The organism is Hydrogenophaga sp. GW823-FHT04C09 (assembly GCF_058796355.1).
This window is the reverse complement of sequence record NZ_JBXAIO010000009.1, coordinates 20,189-35,397: the sequence shown is the minus strand read 5'-3', so window position 1 is coordinate 35,397 and position 15,209 is coordinate 20,189. Positions and strand designations below refer to the sequence as shown.

Sequence of the window (15,209 nt, the reverse complement as noted above, 5' to 3'; positions counted from 1 at the left end):
CGCAGACGTGGCGGGCGGCTCGCCTTTTTTTCTTTCTCCCACGGTAACGCTCCATGGCATTGATCGACGCCCTGCTCAACGGGCTCACACTGGGCGGCGTGTACGCCCTGATCGCGATGGGCCTCACGCTGCAATACGGGGTGGCTCGTATCATGAACCTGGCCTACGGCCAGATGCTGATCGCCGCCGCCTTCGCCGCCTACGCCCTCTTCACCACCTTCGCGCTGAGCCCGCTGCTGGGCCTGCTGCTGATCGCGCCGGCCGCCTTCGCCCTGAACTGGCTGCTCTACCAGCTGCTGCTCACGCCGCTGGTGCGGCGCGCCAAGACCAGCGAAGCGCTGGAGGTGGACAGCATCCTGGCCACCTTCGGCCTGCTGTTCGTCATCGAAGGCATCGTGCTGGTGATCTTCGGCGGCAACTACTACAACTACGACTACCTGGGCCAGGTGATCACGCTGCTGGGCTCGCCGCTCAAGGCCAACCGGCTGCTGGCCCTGGGCTTCGCGGTGGTGATCGGCGTCGGCCTCTACCTCGTGCTGCACCACACACGCCGGGGCACGGCCCTGCGCGCGGTCGCGGTCTCGCCCACCTCGGCGCAGCTGGTCGCGATCGACGTGCGCAAGGCCGCCGCCTTCGCGTTCGCGCTGGGGGGTGGCCTGGTGGCCGCCAGCGGCACGCTGGTCAGCATGTTCTTCACCATCAACGCGTCCATGGGCGTGGTCTTCACCATGAAAGCCCTCATCGTCGTGATCATGGGCGGCGTGGGCAACCTCATGGGCTGCCTGGTGGCGGGCCTGCTGCTGGGCCTGACCGAAAGCCTGGTGGCCACCTTCGTGGCGCCCGGCCTCACGCTCGCGGTCACCTTCGGCCTGTTCCTGCTGGTCCTCATCATCCGCCCCACGGGCATGTTCGGAAAGGCCGGGGCATGAAGCGCGGCGACATCGTGTTCGTCACGCTCGGCGTGGCGGGGCTGGCGGCCTGCGCGCTGCTGCCCTTCTTTGGCAGCGGTTACGCCATGTCGATGGCGATCAACCTGCTGATCTTCACCGTGCTGGCCACGGCCTGGGCCCTGTTCTCGGGGCCCACGGGTTATGTCTCGCTGGCCACGGTGGCCTTCTTCGGCCTGGGCGTGTACGTGGCCGCGGTGTTCGGCGAGGCCTGGCCCTGGCCGGCGGTGCTGGCCACGGCCGCGCTCGCCGCGCTGGCGGTGGCGCTGCTGGTGGGCCTGGCCACGCTGCGGCTGCGCGGCGTGTACTTCGTGATCTTCACCTTCGGCCTGGCCGAGCTGATCCGCCAGGTCGTGACCTGGTACGAGGCCAACCACTCGGGCTCGGTCGGGCGCTACCTGTTCCTGGACATCGAGCAGAAGCACATCGTCTGGCAGCTCACCGCGCTGGCCGCGCTGGTCTACCTCGCGGGCTGGCTGGTGAAGCGCTCGCGCGTGGGCCTGGCGCTGCGCATGATCGGCGACGACGAGATGGTCGCGCGCCACTGCGGCGTGCACACCACCTTCGCCAAGCTGCTGGTGTTCGGCATCAGCGCCATGTTCATGGCCCTGGCCGGCGCCATCGTGGCGCCGCGCTGGACCTACATCGACCCGACGATCGCCTTCAACCCGGTGGTCTCGTTCCAGGTGCTGATCATGGCCCTGCTCGGTGGTGCCGCGCGCCTGCACGGCCCGGTGCTCGGCGTGATCCCGCTGGTGCTGCTGTTCGAGTTCCTCTCGGCCAACTTCCCGAACTACTTCAGCATCCTGCTGGGCTGCACCTTCCTCGTCATCGTGTACCTCGCGCCGCGCGGCATCGTGGGCCTGATGGACCGTCTGCAGGGAGGCAAGGCATGAGCACCCCCCTGTTGCAGGTGAACGGCCTGGTCAAGCGCTTCGGCGGCCTGGTCGCGGTCAATGGCGTGGACTTCTCGGTGGCCCAGGGCGAGATCGTCGGCCTGCTCGGGCCCAACGGCTCGGGCAAGACCACGGTGATCAACCTGATCTCGGGCGCGCTGCCGCCCACGGCGGGCTCGGTGACCCTGCACGGCCAGGAACTGACGGGATTGCCGGCCTTCCGCGTGGCGCGCGCCGGCGTGGCCCGCACCTTCCAGCTGGTGCGCGTGCTGGGCTCGATGGACTGCGTGGAGAACGTGCAGGCCGGCCTGGCCTTCGGCACGCAGAACCTGCCGCAGCGCGCCTCGCGCGCGCAGGCCCTGAAGCTGCTGGAGCGCGTGGGCATGGCGGACTTCGCCCACACCACCGCCAGCGAACTCACCTACATCAACCAGAAGCGGCTGGAGCTGGCGCGCGCGCTCGCGCTGCAACCGCGCCTGCTGCTGCTGGACGAATGGCTGTCCGGGCTGAACCCGTCCGAGCTGGTGGACGGCATCGCCCTGTTGCGCTCGCTGCGCGAGGAAGGCATCACCATGCTGATGGTCGAACACGTGATGGAGGCGATCCGCGCGCTGTGCGACCGCTGCGTGATCATGAACGCGGGCAGCCGCATCGCCGACGGCCCGCCGGCCGCCGCGCTGGCCGAACCGGCCGTGGTGCGCGCCTACCTGGGAGACGACGATGCTTGAAGTCAGCCAGGTCAGCGCGAGCTACGGCCACCACGTGGCGCTGCAGGGGGTGGACCTGCGCATCGGCGCGGGCGAGGTGGTGGTGATGCTGGGCGCCAACGGCGCCGGCAAGTCCACCCTGCTCAAGTGCATCGCGCGCCTCATTCCCTCCCTGCCGGGCAGCCGCATCGCGCTCGACGGCCAGGACCTGCTGGCCCTGCCCGCCCACGCGGTGGTGGAAGCCGGCATCGCCCTGGTGCCCGAGGGCCGGGGCATCTTCGGCGAGCTGAGCGTGCGCGAAAACCTGCAGCTCGGCGCCCACGCGAAGCGCGCGCGCGCCGGCGAGAAGGAGCAGCTGCAGCGCGTGCTGTCCATCTTCCCCAAACTGGAACAGCGCATGGGCCAGATGGCGCAGACCATGAGCGGTGGTGAACAGCAGATGGTGGCCATCGGCCGCGCGCTGATGTCGCAGCCGCGCGTGCTGCTGCTCGACGAGCCCTCGCTCGGGCTCTCGCCCATCATGACGGGCGAGCTGTTCCGTGCGCTGGCGCAGATCCGCACCCTGGGCGTGAGCGTGCTGCTGGTGGAGCAGAACGCCCGCCGCAGCCTGCGCATCGCCGACCGGGGCTACCTGCTGGAGAACGGCCGCATCGTCGGCCAGGGCTCGGCGCAGGACCTCGCGCAGGACCCGGCCGTGCAGCGCGCCTACCTGGGTGGCGCGGCCGCTGGAGCCACCGCATGAGCGCCACACCGCACCTGCGCTCGCGCCCCGAGACCGTGGTCTGGGGTTTCCTTGCCCCCGACGTGCCGCCGGTGCTGCGCATCGCCTCGGGCACCACGGTGGACATCGACACCGTCAACGCGCTGTGCGTGCCGCCCGACGCGCCCGAGGCCTTCTTCGAGCGGCACCGGCTCGAACTCACCGACGCCGCGCGGGACATCTGCGACATCGTGAAAACCGTGCCCAAGGGCGTGGGCCCGCACGTGCTCACCGGCCCCATCCACATCGAAGGCGCCGAACCGGGCGACGTGCTGGAGGTGCGCATCCACGAAGTCGAGCCGCGCGCACCGCACTACGGCGTCAACTTCACGCGACCCGGCGCCGGCAGCCTGCCCGATCTGCTGCCCGAACCACGCACCCAGGTGCTGCCGATCGACATGGCGCGCCGCACCGCCCGCTTCCGAGAGGGCCTGGACATCCCGCTGCGGCCCTTCATGGGCATCCTGGCGGTGGCGCCCACCTCGCGCGTGTCGTCGATCCCGCCGGGGCGCTTCGGCGGCAACATCGACCTCAAGCACCTGGTGCCCGGCGCGCGCCTGTACCTGCCGGTGCAGGTGCCGGGCGCGCTCTTCTTCACCGGCGACGGCCACGGCGCGCAGGGCAACGGCGAGGTCAACCTGACCGCGCTGGAAACCTCCATGACCACCCGGCTGGAGTTCGTGCTGCATCCCCGCCGCGCGCTCGCCTGGCCCATGGCCGAGACGCCCAGCCACTACATCGTGATGGGCCTCAACGAAGACCTCGACACCGCCGCCGCCGACGCGGTGCGGCGCGCGGTCGAGGTGCTGCAGGCCTTCGCGGGCGTGGACACGGGCGAGGCCTACGCGCTGGCCAGCCTGGTGGTGGACTTCGAGGTCACCCAGCTCGTGGACGGTGTCAAGGGCATCCACGGCTGCATCCCCAAATCGCTGCTCGCCCCCACGGCCGAGGCCTGGTGGGGACCCATGCCATGACAACCCCCGAACCCCGGACAGAAAGGACCCCCGTGTCGGACTTTGAAGGACAACATTGCGTGCTCACCGGCGGTGCCGGCAGCATCGGCCTGGCCGCCGCCCGCCAGCTGCTCGCGCGCGGCGCCTCGGTGCACCTGGTGGACCGCGACCCGGCCCTGCTGGAAGCCGCGCGCCAGGCGCTCGCGGCCGAAGGCCACGGCGAGCGCGTGGGCACCAGCGCCGCCGACGTGAGCGACAGCCGCCAGACGCAGGACTACCTGGCGCAGGCCGTGGCGCGCGCGGGCGCGATCGATTTCCTGTTCTGCAACGCCGGCCTCAACGGCGAGATCGTGCCCATCACCGCCTACCCCGAGGACGTGTTCGACACCGTGATGGCGGTCAACGTGCGCGGCACTTTCCTGGCGCTCAAGCACGGCCTGCCCCTGATGCGCGACGGCGGCAGCGTGCTGATCACCTCCAGCGTGATGGGCGTCACCGCCGACCCCGGCGTGAGCGCCTACGCCACCTCCAAGCACGCGCTGATCGGCCTGATGCGCGTGGCCGCCAAGGAAGTGGCGCCGCGCGGCATCCGCGTCAACGCCATCGCGCCCGGCCCCACGACCAACGGCTTCCAGAACGACATCGAGCGCCGCCTGAGCGACGTGGTGGGGCGCGACGCCACGCAGATGCTCAACGAGGCCATCCCGCTGCACCGCCACGCCCAGCCCGAGGAAATCGCGCGCATGGTGGTGTTCCTGGCCTCGGCTGGCAGCAGTTTCTCCACCGGCGGCGTGTTCATGGCCGACGGCGGCATGCACATCTGACCCCATGCAAAACGAAAGGACCCCACACCATGCCCGAACTCGCCACCCATGAATTCTGGAAAGACCTCAAGCCGATCGAGAAGGTCTTCCAGCCCGATGCCCTGCCCGAGGTCTACATCCCCAACGCGCCGACCGAGGACGAGCGCCTCTACGTGCCCTTCACCGAGACCGTGTCCTCGCGCCCGCTGTGGATCTCGCCGAGCCAGAACAAGTGGTGCGACATCCTGATGGCCAGGAAGGCCGGCCTGGTCAACCGCCACTACCACCCGCATCAGGTTTTCGCCTATACGATTTCCGGCAAATGGGGTTATCTTGAGCACGAATGGACCGCGACCGCGGGCGACTTCGTCTACGAGACCCCGGGCGAGGGCCACACGCTGGTGGCCTACGAGCACAAAGACCCGATGAAGGTGTTCTTCATCGTCGAAGGCCCGCTGATCTGGCTGGACGATCAGGGCGAGTCGAACGGCTACTTCGACGTGCACCAGTACATCGCCCTGTGCCGCGCCCATTACGAGAAGGTCGGCATCGGTGCCGCCTTCGTCGACACCCTGTTCCGCTGACCCTGGAGAGCCCGCACCGTGGAAGTTTCATTCAGCCAGGAAATCGAATCGCTGCGCCTGGGGGACGGCCAGACCTTCCACGGCGAAGGCATCCTCGCCATCACCAAGGCCTTGCTGCAGTCCGGCGTGGCCTACGTGGGCGGCTACCAGGGCGCGCCGGTCTCGCACCTGCTCGACGTGATGGTGCAGGCCAAGCCCTACATGGACGAGCTCGGCGTGCACGTGGAAGCCTGCTCCAACGAGGCCTCGGCCGCGGCCATGCTGGGCGCGTCCATCCACTACCCGCTGCGCGGCGCGGTCACCTGGAAGTCCATCGTGGGCACCAACGTGGCGGCCGACGCGCTCTCCAACCTGGCCTCGCCCGGCGTCACCGGCGGCGTGCTGGTGGTGGTGGGCGAGGACTACGGCGAAGGCGCCAGCGTGATCCAGGAGCGCACGCACGCCTACGCGCTCAAGTCGAGCATGGTGCTGCTGGACCCGCGGCCCGACCTGGAGCGCATGGTGCACATGGTCGAGCAGGGTTTCCGCCTGTCCGAGGCCTCGAACATGCCGGCGCTGATGGAGCTGCGCATCCGCGCCTGCCACGTGCGCGGCAGCTTCACGGCCAAGGACAACGTCAAGCCCGCGCTCTCGCGCCACAACCTGATCGAGGAGCCGGCGAGCTTCGACTACAACCGCCTGGCCCACCCGCCCGTGACCTTCCGCCACGAGAAGCTCAAGAGCGACGAGCGCATTCCGGCCGCGCGGCGCTACATCGTCGAGCACGGTCTGAACGAGCACTTCGACGGCGCGCACCAGGACCTGGGCCTGATCGTGCAGGGCGGCCTGTACAACACCCTGATCCGCGCGCTGCAGCAGTTCGGCCTGGCCGATGCCTTCGGGCGCAGCGCCATCCCCATGCTGGTGCTCAACGTCACCTGCCCGCTGGTGCCGCAGCAGCTCACCGACTTCTGCGTCGGCAAGCGCGCGGTGCTGATGCTGGAAGAGGGCCAGCCCGAGTACATCGAACAGGAGCTCGCCACCCTGCTGCGGCGCGGCGACATCCAGACGCCTCTGCACGGCAAGGACATGCTGCCCAACGCGGGCGAGTACACCGCCGAAGTCATGGCCAACGGCCTGGCGCACTTCATCGGGCGCTACCTGCAGGACCCGGCCACCCAGGCCGTGACCGACGCCGCGCGCGCCTGGCTGCAGGGCAACCAGACGCGCCGCCAGGAAGCCGCGCAGCAGCTGCAGGCGCCGCTGCCCGCGCGCCCGCCCGGCATGTGCGTGGGCTGCCCCGAGCGGCCGGTGTTCTCGGCCCTCAAGCTCGCGCAGCAGGACGTGGGGCCGGTGCACATCGCAGGCGACATCGGCTGCCACGCGCTGGCCACCTTCGAGCCCTTCTCGTTCGGCCACTCCATCCTGGGCTACGGCATGAGCCTGGCCAGCCGCGCCGGCGTGTCGCCGGTGATGAAGCGGCGCGTGCTCTCCGTCATGGGCGACGGCGGCTTCTGGCACAACGGCCTGCTCACCGGCGTGCAGTCGGCCCTGTTCAACGGCGACGACGCGGTGCTGCTGATCTTCAAGAACGGCTACACCTCGGCCACCGGCACGCAGGACATCATCTCGACCCCCGGCGACGAGGCCAAGGAAGCCGCCGCCGACAAGCTGCAAAGCCTGGCCCACACCAACCAGACCATCGAGACCACGCTCAAGGGCCTGGGCGTGCAATGGATGCGCACCGTGCACACCTACGAGGTGGACACGGTGCGCGCCACGCTCACCGAGGCCTTCACCACCGAGTTCCAGGGCCTGAAGGTGATCGTGGCCGAGGGCGAATGCCAGCTGGAGCGCCAGCGCCGCATCAAGCCCTGGATCGCCAGCCTGCTCAAGAAGGGCCGGCGCGTGGTGCGCGTGAAGTACGGCGTGGACGAGGACGTGTGCAACGGCGACCACGCCTGCATCCGCCTCTCGGGCTGCCCCACGCTCACGCTCAAGGACAACCCCGACCCGCTCAAGGTGGACCCGGTGGCCACCGTCATCGACGGTTGCGTGGGCTGCGGCCTGTGCGGCGCCAACGCGCACGCGGCGACGCTGTGCCCGTCCTTCTACCGCGCCGAGGTGATCCAGAACCCGCGCTGGCACGAGCGCCTGATCCATTCCCTGCGCGGCAGCGTCGTGCGTCTGCTCCAACCGGCCTGAACATGCCTACGTCCCAACAACCCATCTCCCTGCTGCTCTGCGCCCTCGGTGGCGAGGGCGGCGGCATCCTCACCGACTGGCTGGTGGACACCGCGCGCCACGCGGGCTACCCGGCGCAGGCCACCTCCATCCCCGGCGTGGCGCAGCGCACCGGCGCCACCACCTACTACCTGGAGGTCTTCCCGGTGCCCACGGCCGACCTGGGCGGGCGCCGGCCGGTGTTCGGCCTCAACCCCCTGCCCGGCCGGCTCGACGCGCTGGTGTCCTCCGAGCTGCTCGAAACCGGCCGCCAGATCACCAACGGCCTGGCCTCCAGCACGCACACGCTGGTGATCAGCTCGTCCGCGCGCGCCCTGACCACGGGCGAGAAGATGGTGATGGGCGACGGCCGGCGCGACAACGCCGAACTGCTGGCTCTGGTGAACAAGCACAGCCTCGCGCGCCACGTGCTCGACATGGCCGCGCTCACCAGACAGGCCGGCACCGTGGTCAGCGCGGTGATGCTGGGCGCGATCGCGGGCAGCGGCCTGCTGCCCTTCGCACGGCGCGACTACGAGGCGGTGATCGCCGAGAGCGGCGGCGGCGCCAAGGCCAGCCTGCGCGGCTTCGCGCTCGCCTTCGACGCGGTGAACGCGCAGCGCACCCAGGCCGCCTACGTGGAACAGGTGCTGGCGACCGAAGGCGCCGCCGCGCCCGCGCCGCCGCAGGCCGCCCTGCCCGAGGCGCTGCGCCGCGAATTCCCGCTGGAGGCGCACGGCATCATGGCCCTGGGCCATGCGCGCGTCTGCGAGTACCAGAACGCGGCCTACGGCGAGCGTTATGCCCAGCGCCTGCGCCGCGTGCTGGCCGCCGAGACGCTCGGCGACCCGAAGAACCTGCACGGCCACCGCACCACGGTGGAGATGGCGCGCTGGGTCGCGCTGTGGATGGCGTTCGACGACATCGTGCTGGTGGCCGACCTCAAGAGCCGCGCGAGCCGCCAGGCGCGCGTGCGCGGCGAGGCCAAGGCCGGCCAGGACGACCTGCTGCGCGTGTACGACCACTTCAAGCCCGGCGCGCCCGAGTTCGCCGCGATGCTGCCCGAGGGCCTGGCGCGGCGCGTGCTGGCCTGGGACCGCCGGCGCGTGGCCGCCGGCCAGGCGCCCTGGGCGCTGCCGCTGAAGATCGGCACGCACTCGGTGCTGGGCATGCTCGCGCTGCGCGGCCTGGCCGCGTGCAAGCGCCTGCGCCCGCTGGGCAGCCGCTTCCACACCGAGCAGGCGCTGATCGACCGCTGGGTCGACGCCGTGGTGCAGCTTGCCGCCATGCACGCCCCGCTCGCGCACGAGGTGGCGCTGTGCGGCCGCCTCATCAAGGGCTACGGCAGCACCAACGAGCGCGGCAAGGACAACCTGCTGCACATCATCGACCACCTCGCCCTGCCCGCGCTGGCCGACCCGGCCAGCGCCACCCAGCGCGGCCAGGCCGTGGCCGCCGCGCGCAACGCCGCGCTGAGCGACGAGGCCGGCAAGGCGCTGGACCAGGCGCTGCGGCAACACGGCGCGCCCGCGCGCCCCGTCAAGGCACAGCCGATCCGCTGGCAGCACAATCCCCGGCTCAAGGCCAAACCGGCCTCGACGCCCTGACTTTCCGTTTTTCACAACAAAGGAGACCCGCATGAAGCACCACCCCACCCCCCTGTCTTCGCTGCCCTGGCGCCGCGCGGCGGCCACCGCCCTGCTCACCCTGGGCACCGTGACGGGCGCGCTCGCGCAGGCCTTCCCGGACAAGCCGCTCAAGGTCATCGTGGGTTTCCCGCCCGGTGGCGCGGCCGATCAGATCGCGCGCCTGGTGTCCACGCCGCTGGCCACCGCGCTGGGCCAGCCGGTGATCGTGGAGAACCGGGCCGGTGCCAACGGCAACATCGCGGGCGAGGCGGTGGCGAAATCGCCCGCCGACGGCTACACCCTGCTGCTGAGTTCGGGCGGCATGGTCTCGGTCAACCCGCACCTCTCGCGCATGAGCTTCGACCCGGTGAAAGACCTCACCCCGGTGGCTTCCGCGGCGCGCGTGCTGGTCTACCTGATGGCGCGGCCCACGCTGGAGGTGAAGAACGTGCAGGAACTGGTGGCCATGGCCAAGGCCAACCCTGGCCGCATGAGCTACGGCTCGGCCGGCAACGGCAGCTCGCCCCACCTCGCGGGCGAGATGCTCAAGGCCCAGACCGGCATGTTCACCGTGCACGTGCCCTACCGGGGCGCCGCGCCCGCGCTCAACGACCTGATGGGCGGGCAGATCGACTACTACTTCGACCCCGGCATCGGCCTGGCCCACGCCAAGGCCGGGCGCACCAAGCTGCTCGCCGTGGGCAGCCTCAAGCGCTCGCCGCTGTTCCCCGACGTGCCCACGCTGGACGAAGCCGGCCTCAGGGGCTTCGACGCCGACACCGTGTTCGGCTTCTACGCCCCGGCCGGCACGCCGCCGGCCGTGATCACACGCATCAACACCGAGGTCAACAAGATCCTGGCCACCGCCAGCGTGAAGGAACGCATCACCGCGCTGGGTGGCGAAGCCCTGCCGCTCACGCCCGCCGAATTCGGCAAGCGCGGCATGGACGACTCGCAGCGCTTCGGCGCGATCATCCGCGACCGCAAGATCACGGCCGACTGAACGCGCGGCGGGCCTTCATCACGCCATGTAGACGGCGATGAAGGCCAGCATGAAGATCTGCAGCACGCCCATGGCGGGCAGCATGAGGGGCATGTAGTGCACGACGGAGTCGAAGATGTCCTCGGCCTCCTCGTCGGTGTAGACCCTCAATTCCGGGTCCGAGTAGTCCTTCGGATGCTCGGCCAGGGCCTGGTCGGGGGCGGGCTGGGTGTGCGGGGTGTGCATGGCGGTCCTCTCGCAGTGAGTGATGCGCCTGGGCGGGCAAACGGTGTTCCCGCGCCCTCCGCCTCACTGTCCGGGGGGCGTGGACGGATCATCCCCCTTTTCGGCAAATCCTTCCACCCACCCTGACCTTGCGGCTCAGATCGCCACCAGCTGCCGGATGCCCTTGGCCTGCATCTCGCTGCCCGGCCCGCTGGCGATCACCTCGCCGCGCTCCATCACGAGGTAGTGGTCGGCCAGGGCCTCGGCGAAGTCGTAGTACTGCTCCACCAGCACGATGGCCATGTTGCCCCGGTCCGCCAGCATGCGGATCACCTTGCCGATGTCCTTGATGATGTTGGGCTGGATGCCTTCGGTGGGCTCGTCCAGGATCAGCAGCTTGGGGCCGGCGGCCAATGCCCGCGCGATCGCGAGCTGCTGCTGCTGACCACCCGAGAGGTCACCGCCCCGGCGGCCCAGCATCTGCTGGAGCACCGGGAACAACTCGAACAGCTCGGCCGGGATGGGCGTGCTGCCCTTCTTCGTCGCCAGGCCCATGAGCAGGTTCTCGTGCACCGTGAGGCGGCCGAAGATCTCGCGGCCCTGCGGCACGAAACCCACGCCCAGGCGCGCGCGCTCGTAGGGCGTGGCCTTGTGGATCGGCACCCCGTCGAGTTCGATGCTGCCGCTCTTGATGGGCACCAGGCCCATCAGCGACTTGAGCAGCGTGGTCTTGCCCACGCCGTTGCGCCCCAGCACCACGGTCACCTTGCCGAGTTCGGCTTGCAGGCTGACGTTGCGCAGGATGTGGCTGCCGCCGTAGTACTGGTTGACATCTTTGACGTTCAGCATGGATCTCACCTTCCGAGGTACACCTCGATCACCCGTTCATCCGCCTGGACCTGATCCAGCGTGCCTTCGGCCAGCACAGACCCATCGCACAACACCGTCACCTTCTCCGAGATCGTGCGGATGAAGCTCATGTCGTGCTCCACCACCATCAGCGAATGTTTCCCCTTGAGAGACTGAAACAGCTGCGCCGTGCGCTCCGTTTCCTCATCCGTCATGCCCGCCACCGGCTCGTCGAGCAGCAGCAGCTTGGGGTCCTGCATCAGCAGCATGCCGATCTCCAGCCACTGCTTCTGCCCATGGCTCAGGTTGCCGGCCAGGCGCGAAGCGCTGTCGGCCAGGTGGATCGTGTGCAGCACCTCCCCCAGCCGGTCCTTCTCCTCGCCGGTGAGCACAAACAGCATGGAATGGCGCACCCGCTTGTCGGTGGCCAGCGCCAGCTCCAGGTTCTCGAACACGCTGAGGTGCTCGAACACCGTGGGCTTCTGGAACTTGCGCCCGATGCCCATGGCGGCGATCTCGGCCTCGCGGTAACGCAGCAGGTCGATCGTGCTGCCGAAGAAGACCTGGCCCGCGTCGGGCCGGGTCTTGCCGGTGATGATGTCCATCATCGTGGTCTTGCCCGCGCCGTTGGGGCCGATGATGCAGCGCAGCTCGCCGGGCGCGATGTCCAGGCTCAGGCCGTTGATGGCCTTGAAGCCGTCGAAGCTCACGTGCACGTCTTCCAGGTACAGGATGCGACCGTGCGTGGTGTCCACCTCGCCGCGCACCAGCGGGCGCGAGAAACCGGCCTGGCGGCCGCCGGATTCGGTGGCGCCGCCCAGGGCGAGCGCGGCCACGCGTTCGGCGCGCTTCGCGCCCTCTTCCATCAGGTCGGGCGTCATGCCGGGTCTCCCTTTTTGTTCGGGCGCAGTTTCTTCATCAGGCCCACCACGCCCTGCGGCAGGTAGAGCGTGACGACGATGAACAGCGCGCCCAGCACGTAGAGCCAGTATTCGGGAAAGGTCACGGTGAGCCAGCTCTTGGCGCCGTTGACGATGAAGGCGCCGAGGATGGGGCCGATCAGCGTGGCGCGGCCGCCCACCGCGGCCCAGATCGCGATCTCGATGCTGTTGGCCGTGCTCATCTCGCCCGGGTTGATGATGCCGACCTGCGGCACGTAGAGCGCGCCGGCCACGCCGCACATCACGGCCGAGATGGTCCAGATGGTGAGCTTGTAGGGCAACGGGTTGTAGCCGCAGAACATCACGCGGCTCTCGGCGTCGCGCACCGCCTGCAGCACGCGGCCGAACTTGCTCTTCACCAGCCAGCGCGCGAACAGGTAGAAGCCCAGCAGCGTGAGGCCGGTGAGCACGAACAGCGCCATGCGCATGTTCTGCGTGGCCAGCGGCAGATCGAGGATGCGCTTGAAGTCCGTGAAGCCGTTGTTGCCGCCGAAGCCGGTCTCGTTGCGGAAGAACAGCAGCAGCGCGGCGAAGGTGAGCGCCTGCGTGATGATGGAGAAGTACACGCCCTTGATGCGCGAGCGGAACGCGAAGTAGCCGAACACGAAGGCCACCAGACCCGGCACCAGCACGATCAGCAACAGCGTGGCGATGAAGCTGTCGGACAGCGCCCAGTGCCAGGGCAGCTCCTTCCAGTCCAGGAACACCATGAAATCGGGCAGCTCGCTCTTGTAGTTGCCGTCGGTGCCGATCTGGCGCATGAGGTACATGCCCATCACGTAGCCGCCGAGCGCGAAGAACAGGCCGTGGCCCAGGCTCAGGATGCCGGTGTAGCCCCAGATCAGGTCCATGGCCAGCGCGCAGATGGCGTAGCACATGATCTTGCCCAGCAGGCCGACCATGTAGTCGCTCAGGTGGAAGGCGCTGCCCTCGGGCACGAACAGGTTGAGCAGCGGCGCCACGGCGCACACCACCAGCAGCGCGACCACGAAAGCGCTCCAGCCGGCGCGCGTGAGCAGCGGGCCGTGCGAGGGCAGGACGACGGGGGCGCTCATGCCTCCCTCCCTTTCATGGCGAAGATGCCCTGAGGTCTCTTTTGAATGAACACGATGATGAAGACCAGCACCGCGATCTTGGCGAGCACGGCGCCGGCCCAGCCTTCGATGAACTTGTTCAGCATGCCCAGGCCGAGCGCGGCGTACACCGTGCCCGCGAGCTGGCCCACGCCACCGAGCACCACCACCATGAACGAGTCCACGATGTAGTTCTGCCCGAGGTCGGGGCCCACGTTGCCGATCTGGCTCAGCGCGCAGCCGGCCAGGCCGGCGATGCCCGAGCCCAGCGCGAAGGCGTAGGTGTCGATGCGCGCGGTGTTCACGCCCATGCACGAGGCGATGGGGCGGTTCTGCGTCACGCCGCGCACGAACAGGCCCAGGCGCGTCTTGCCGATCAGCAGCGTGACGCCCAGCAGCACCGCGAGCGCGAAGCCGATGATGATGATGCGGTTCCAGGGCAGGTTGAGGTTGCCCAGCAGGGTGATGCCACCACTCATCCACGAGGGGTTTTCCACGCCCACGTTCTGCGCGCCGAACAGGCTGCGCACGGCCTGCATCAGCACCAGGCTGATGCCCCAGGTGGCCAGCAGCGTCTCGAGCGGCCGGCCGTAGAGGAAGCGGATCACCGTGCGCTCCATCGCCGCGCCGACCAGGCCCGAGGCCAGGAAGGCCACCGGCAGGGCGACCAGCAGGTACCAGTCGAAGTACTCGGGCAACGAGGCCCGGAAGAAGCTCTGCACCAGCCAGGTGGCGTAGGCGCCGATCATGATCAGCTCGCCGTGCGCCATGTTGATCACGCCCATGAGGCCGTAGGTGATCGCCAGCCCCAGCGCGGCCAGCAGCAGGATGCTGCCCAGGCTGATGCCGGTGAAGGCCTGGCCCAGCGCGCTGCCGATGGCCAGCGTGGTGTCCAGGCTGGAGAGGGATTCCTTCAGCGCCGCCTTGACCTGGGCGTCTTCTTCCTTTTCCATCTGCGCCGTCAGCAGCGGGCGCACGATGGGTTGTTGGGCCTCGCCGAGTTTCCGCGCGGCCGAGAGGCGCTGCGCCGGGTCCTCGCTGGCCAGCAGCACGGCGGCGCGCGCGAGCGCCAGGCTCTGGCGCGCGCGCGGGTCCAGGTCACCGGCCAGGGCCTTGTCGATCAAGGCGAGCTGGCTGGTGTCGGGCTCTTCGAAGGCGGTGCGCTGCAGGGTGCTCGCCGCTTCGCGCTGGCGCTCGGGCGGCGCGCCCACCAGCTCCATGCCGGCCAGCGCGTTCTCCATCGCGCTGCGCAGGCGGTTGTTGACCATGATGTCGCCGGCGTCCTCGGGCAGCGCCGCGAGTTTCTCGCCGGTCACGGCGTCGATGGCGCCCTCGCCTTCGGCGATGAGCACCCGCTCGCCCTGCACGCGCACGGCCTCGTCGGCCATGGCCTTGATCAGTGCGGTGGCACGTTCGTCCGGCTCGGCGGCCAGGCGGTTGAGCGTGTCGATGCGGGTGTCGGTGTCGCCGTCCACCAGCGCGAGCGCGTCGGCCGGGGTGAGCGCATGCGAAACACTCAATGACAACCACACCGCGAGCCCCAACCAGCGGAGCCATTGAAACTTCATATCCATCCCCAAAAGCAGGATCCGATGGCGCGCCAACACGCCAGAACCAGGGGCATCGAGGGTCCGGCTCCGCCGGCCCAAGATGCCGTCC

The 15,209-nt window shown here is 69.4% G+C and carries 15 protein-coding genes; 10 read left to right on the top strand and 5 right to left on the bottom strand.

Annotated elements, in window-relative coordinates; translation table 11 throughout:
• The first annotated feature begins 53 nt into the window (after window positions 1–53).
• From AC1Q9M_RS21790 to AC1Q9M_RS21745, 10 genes are read left to right on the top strand one after another with little or no spacing between them, the layout of a single operon-like run.
• Complete coding sequence (locus tag AC1Q9M_RS21790) at window positions 54–929, top strand: branched-chain amino acid ABC transporter permease (RefSeq protein ID WP_492435735.1); 876 nt, start codon at window positions 54–56, stop codon at window positions 927–929.
• Window positions 926–1,843, top strand: coding sequence for a branched-chain amino acid ABC transporter permease (locus AC1Q9M_RS21785; protein ID WP_492435733.1), 918 nt, complete (start codon window positions 926–928; stop codon window positions 1,841–1,843). The genes AC1Q9M_RS21790 and AC1Q9M_RS21785 overlap by 4 nt, the downstream gene beginning before the upstream one ends.
• Complete coding sequence (locus AC1Q9M_RS21780; protein WP_382321276.1) at window positions 1,840–2,571, top strand: ABC transporter ATP-binding protein; 732 nt, start codon at window positions 1,840–1,842, stop codon at window positions 2,569–2,571. Before AC1Q9M_RS21785 ends, AC1Q9M_RS21780 begins: the two co-directional genes overlap by 4 nt.
• Window positions 2,564–3,292 (top strand): ABC transporter ATP-binding protein, encoded by a 729-nt coding sequence (locus AC1Q9M_RS21775; RefSeq protein ID WP_382321279.1) that lies wholly within the window; start codon window positions 2,564–2,566, stop codon window positions 3,290–3,292. The genes AC1Q9M_RS21780 and AC1Q9M_RS21775 overlap by 8 nt, the downstream gene beginning before the upstream one ends.
• Window positions 3,289–4,284 carry an acetamidase/formamidase family protein gene (locus AC1Q9M_RS21770; RefSeq protein WP_382321281.1) on the top strand — a complete coding sequence of 332 codons (996 nt, stop codon included), beginning with the start codon at window positions 3,289–3,291 and terminating at the stop codon, window positions 4,282–4,284. Before AC1Q9M_RS21775 ends, AC1Q9M_RS21770 begins: the two co-directional genes overlap by 4 nt.
• A gap of 32 nt (window positions 4,285–4,316) precedes the next feature.
• Window positions 4,317–5,087 carry an SDR family NAD(P)-dependent oxidoreductase gene (locus AC1Q9M_RS21765; protein ID WP_382321283.1) on the top strand — a complete coding sequence of 257 codons (771 nt, stop codon included), beginning with the start codon at window positions 4,317–4,319 and terminating at the stop codon, window positions 5,085–5,087.
• Window positions 5,088–5,116: 29 nt separating this feature from the next.
• Window positions 5,117–5,650 (top strand): 2,4'-dihydroxyacetophenone dioxygenase family protein, encoded by a 534-nt coding sequence (locus tag AC1Q9M_RS21760; RefSeq protein ID WP_382155761.1) that lies wholly within the window; start codon window positions 5,117–5,119, stop codon window positions 5,648–5,650.
• Window positions 5,651–5,668: 18 nt separating this feature from the next.
• Window positions 5,669–7,834: a thiamine pyrophosphate-dependent enzyme gene (locus AC1Q9M_RS21755; RefSeq protein ID WP_382155758.1), complete on the top strand. Its 2,166-nt coding sequence runs from the start codon at window positions 5,669–5,671 to the stop codon at window positions 7,832–7,834.
• 2 nt (window positions 7,835–7,836) lie between these two features.
• Window positions 7,837–9,459, top strand: a complete 1,623-nt coding sequence (locus AC1Q9M_RS21750) for an indolepyruvate oxidoreductase subunit beta family protein (RefSeq protein WP_382321286.1) — start codon at window positions 7,837–7,839, stop codon at window positions 9,457–9,459.
• 31 nt (window positions 9,460–9,490) lie between these two features.
• Window positions 9,491–10,483 carry a Bug family tripartite tricarboxylate transporter substrate binding protein gene (locus AC1Q9M_RS21745; RefSeq protein WP_444687205.1) on the top strand — a complete coding sequence of 331 codons (993 nt, stop codon included), beginning with the start codon at window positions 9,491–9,493 and terminating at the stop codon, window positions 10,481–10,483.
• Window positions 10,484–10,501: 18 nt separating this feature from the next.
• Here AC1Q9M_RS21745 and AC1Q9M_RS21740 read toward each other — a convergent pair whose 3' ends face one another.
• The 5 genes from AC1Q9M_RS21740 to urtB all read right to left on the bottom strand — a co-directional run bounded on the left by AC1Q9M_RS21740 (window position 10,502) and on the right by urtB (window position 15,124).
• Entirely contained in the window at window positions 10,502–10,708 is a 207-nt protein-coding gene (locus AC1Q9M_RS21740; protein WP_291121965.1) for a hypothetical protein, read from the bottom strand.
• A 135-nt stretch (window positions 10,709–10,843) separates the two neighbouring features.
• Window positions 10,844–11,536, bottom strand: coding sequence for an urea ABC transporter ATP-binding subunit UrtE (gene urtE, locus AC1Q9M_RS21735; RefSeq protein WP_444687498.1), 693 nt, complete (start codon window positions 11,534–11,536; stop codon window positions 10,844–10,846).
• Between the two features lie 5 nt (window positions 11,537–11,541).
• Window positions 11,542–12,417, bottom strand: coding sequence for an urea ABC transporter ATP-binding protein UrtD (urtD, locus tag AC1Q9M_RS21730; RefSeq protein WP_492435728.1), 876 nt, complete (start codon window positions 12,415–12,417; stop codon window positions 11,542–11,544).
• Window positions 12,414–13,532, bottom strand: a complete 1,119-nt coding sequence (gene urtC / locus AC1Q9M_RS21725) for an urea ABC transporter permease subunit UrtC (RefSeq protein ID WP_444687206.1) — start codon at window positions 13,530–13,532, stop codon at window positions 12,414–12,416. The genes urtD and urtC overlap by 4 nt, the downstream gene beginning before the upstream one ends.
• Window positions 13,529–15,124 (bottom strand): urea ABC transporter permease subunit UrtB, encoded by a 1,596-nt coding sequence (urtB, locus tag AC1Q9M_RS21720; protein ID WP_492435726.1) that lies wholly within the window; start codon window positions 15,122–15,124, stop codon window positions 13,529–13,531. The genes urtC and urtB overlap by 4 nt, the downstream gene beginning before the upstream one ends.
• Window positions 15,125–15,209: the final 85 nt, after the last annotated feature.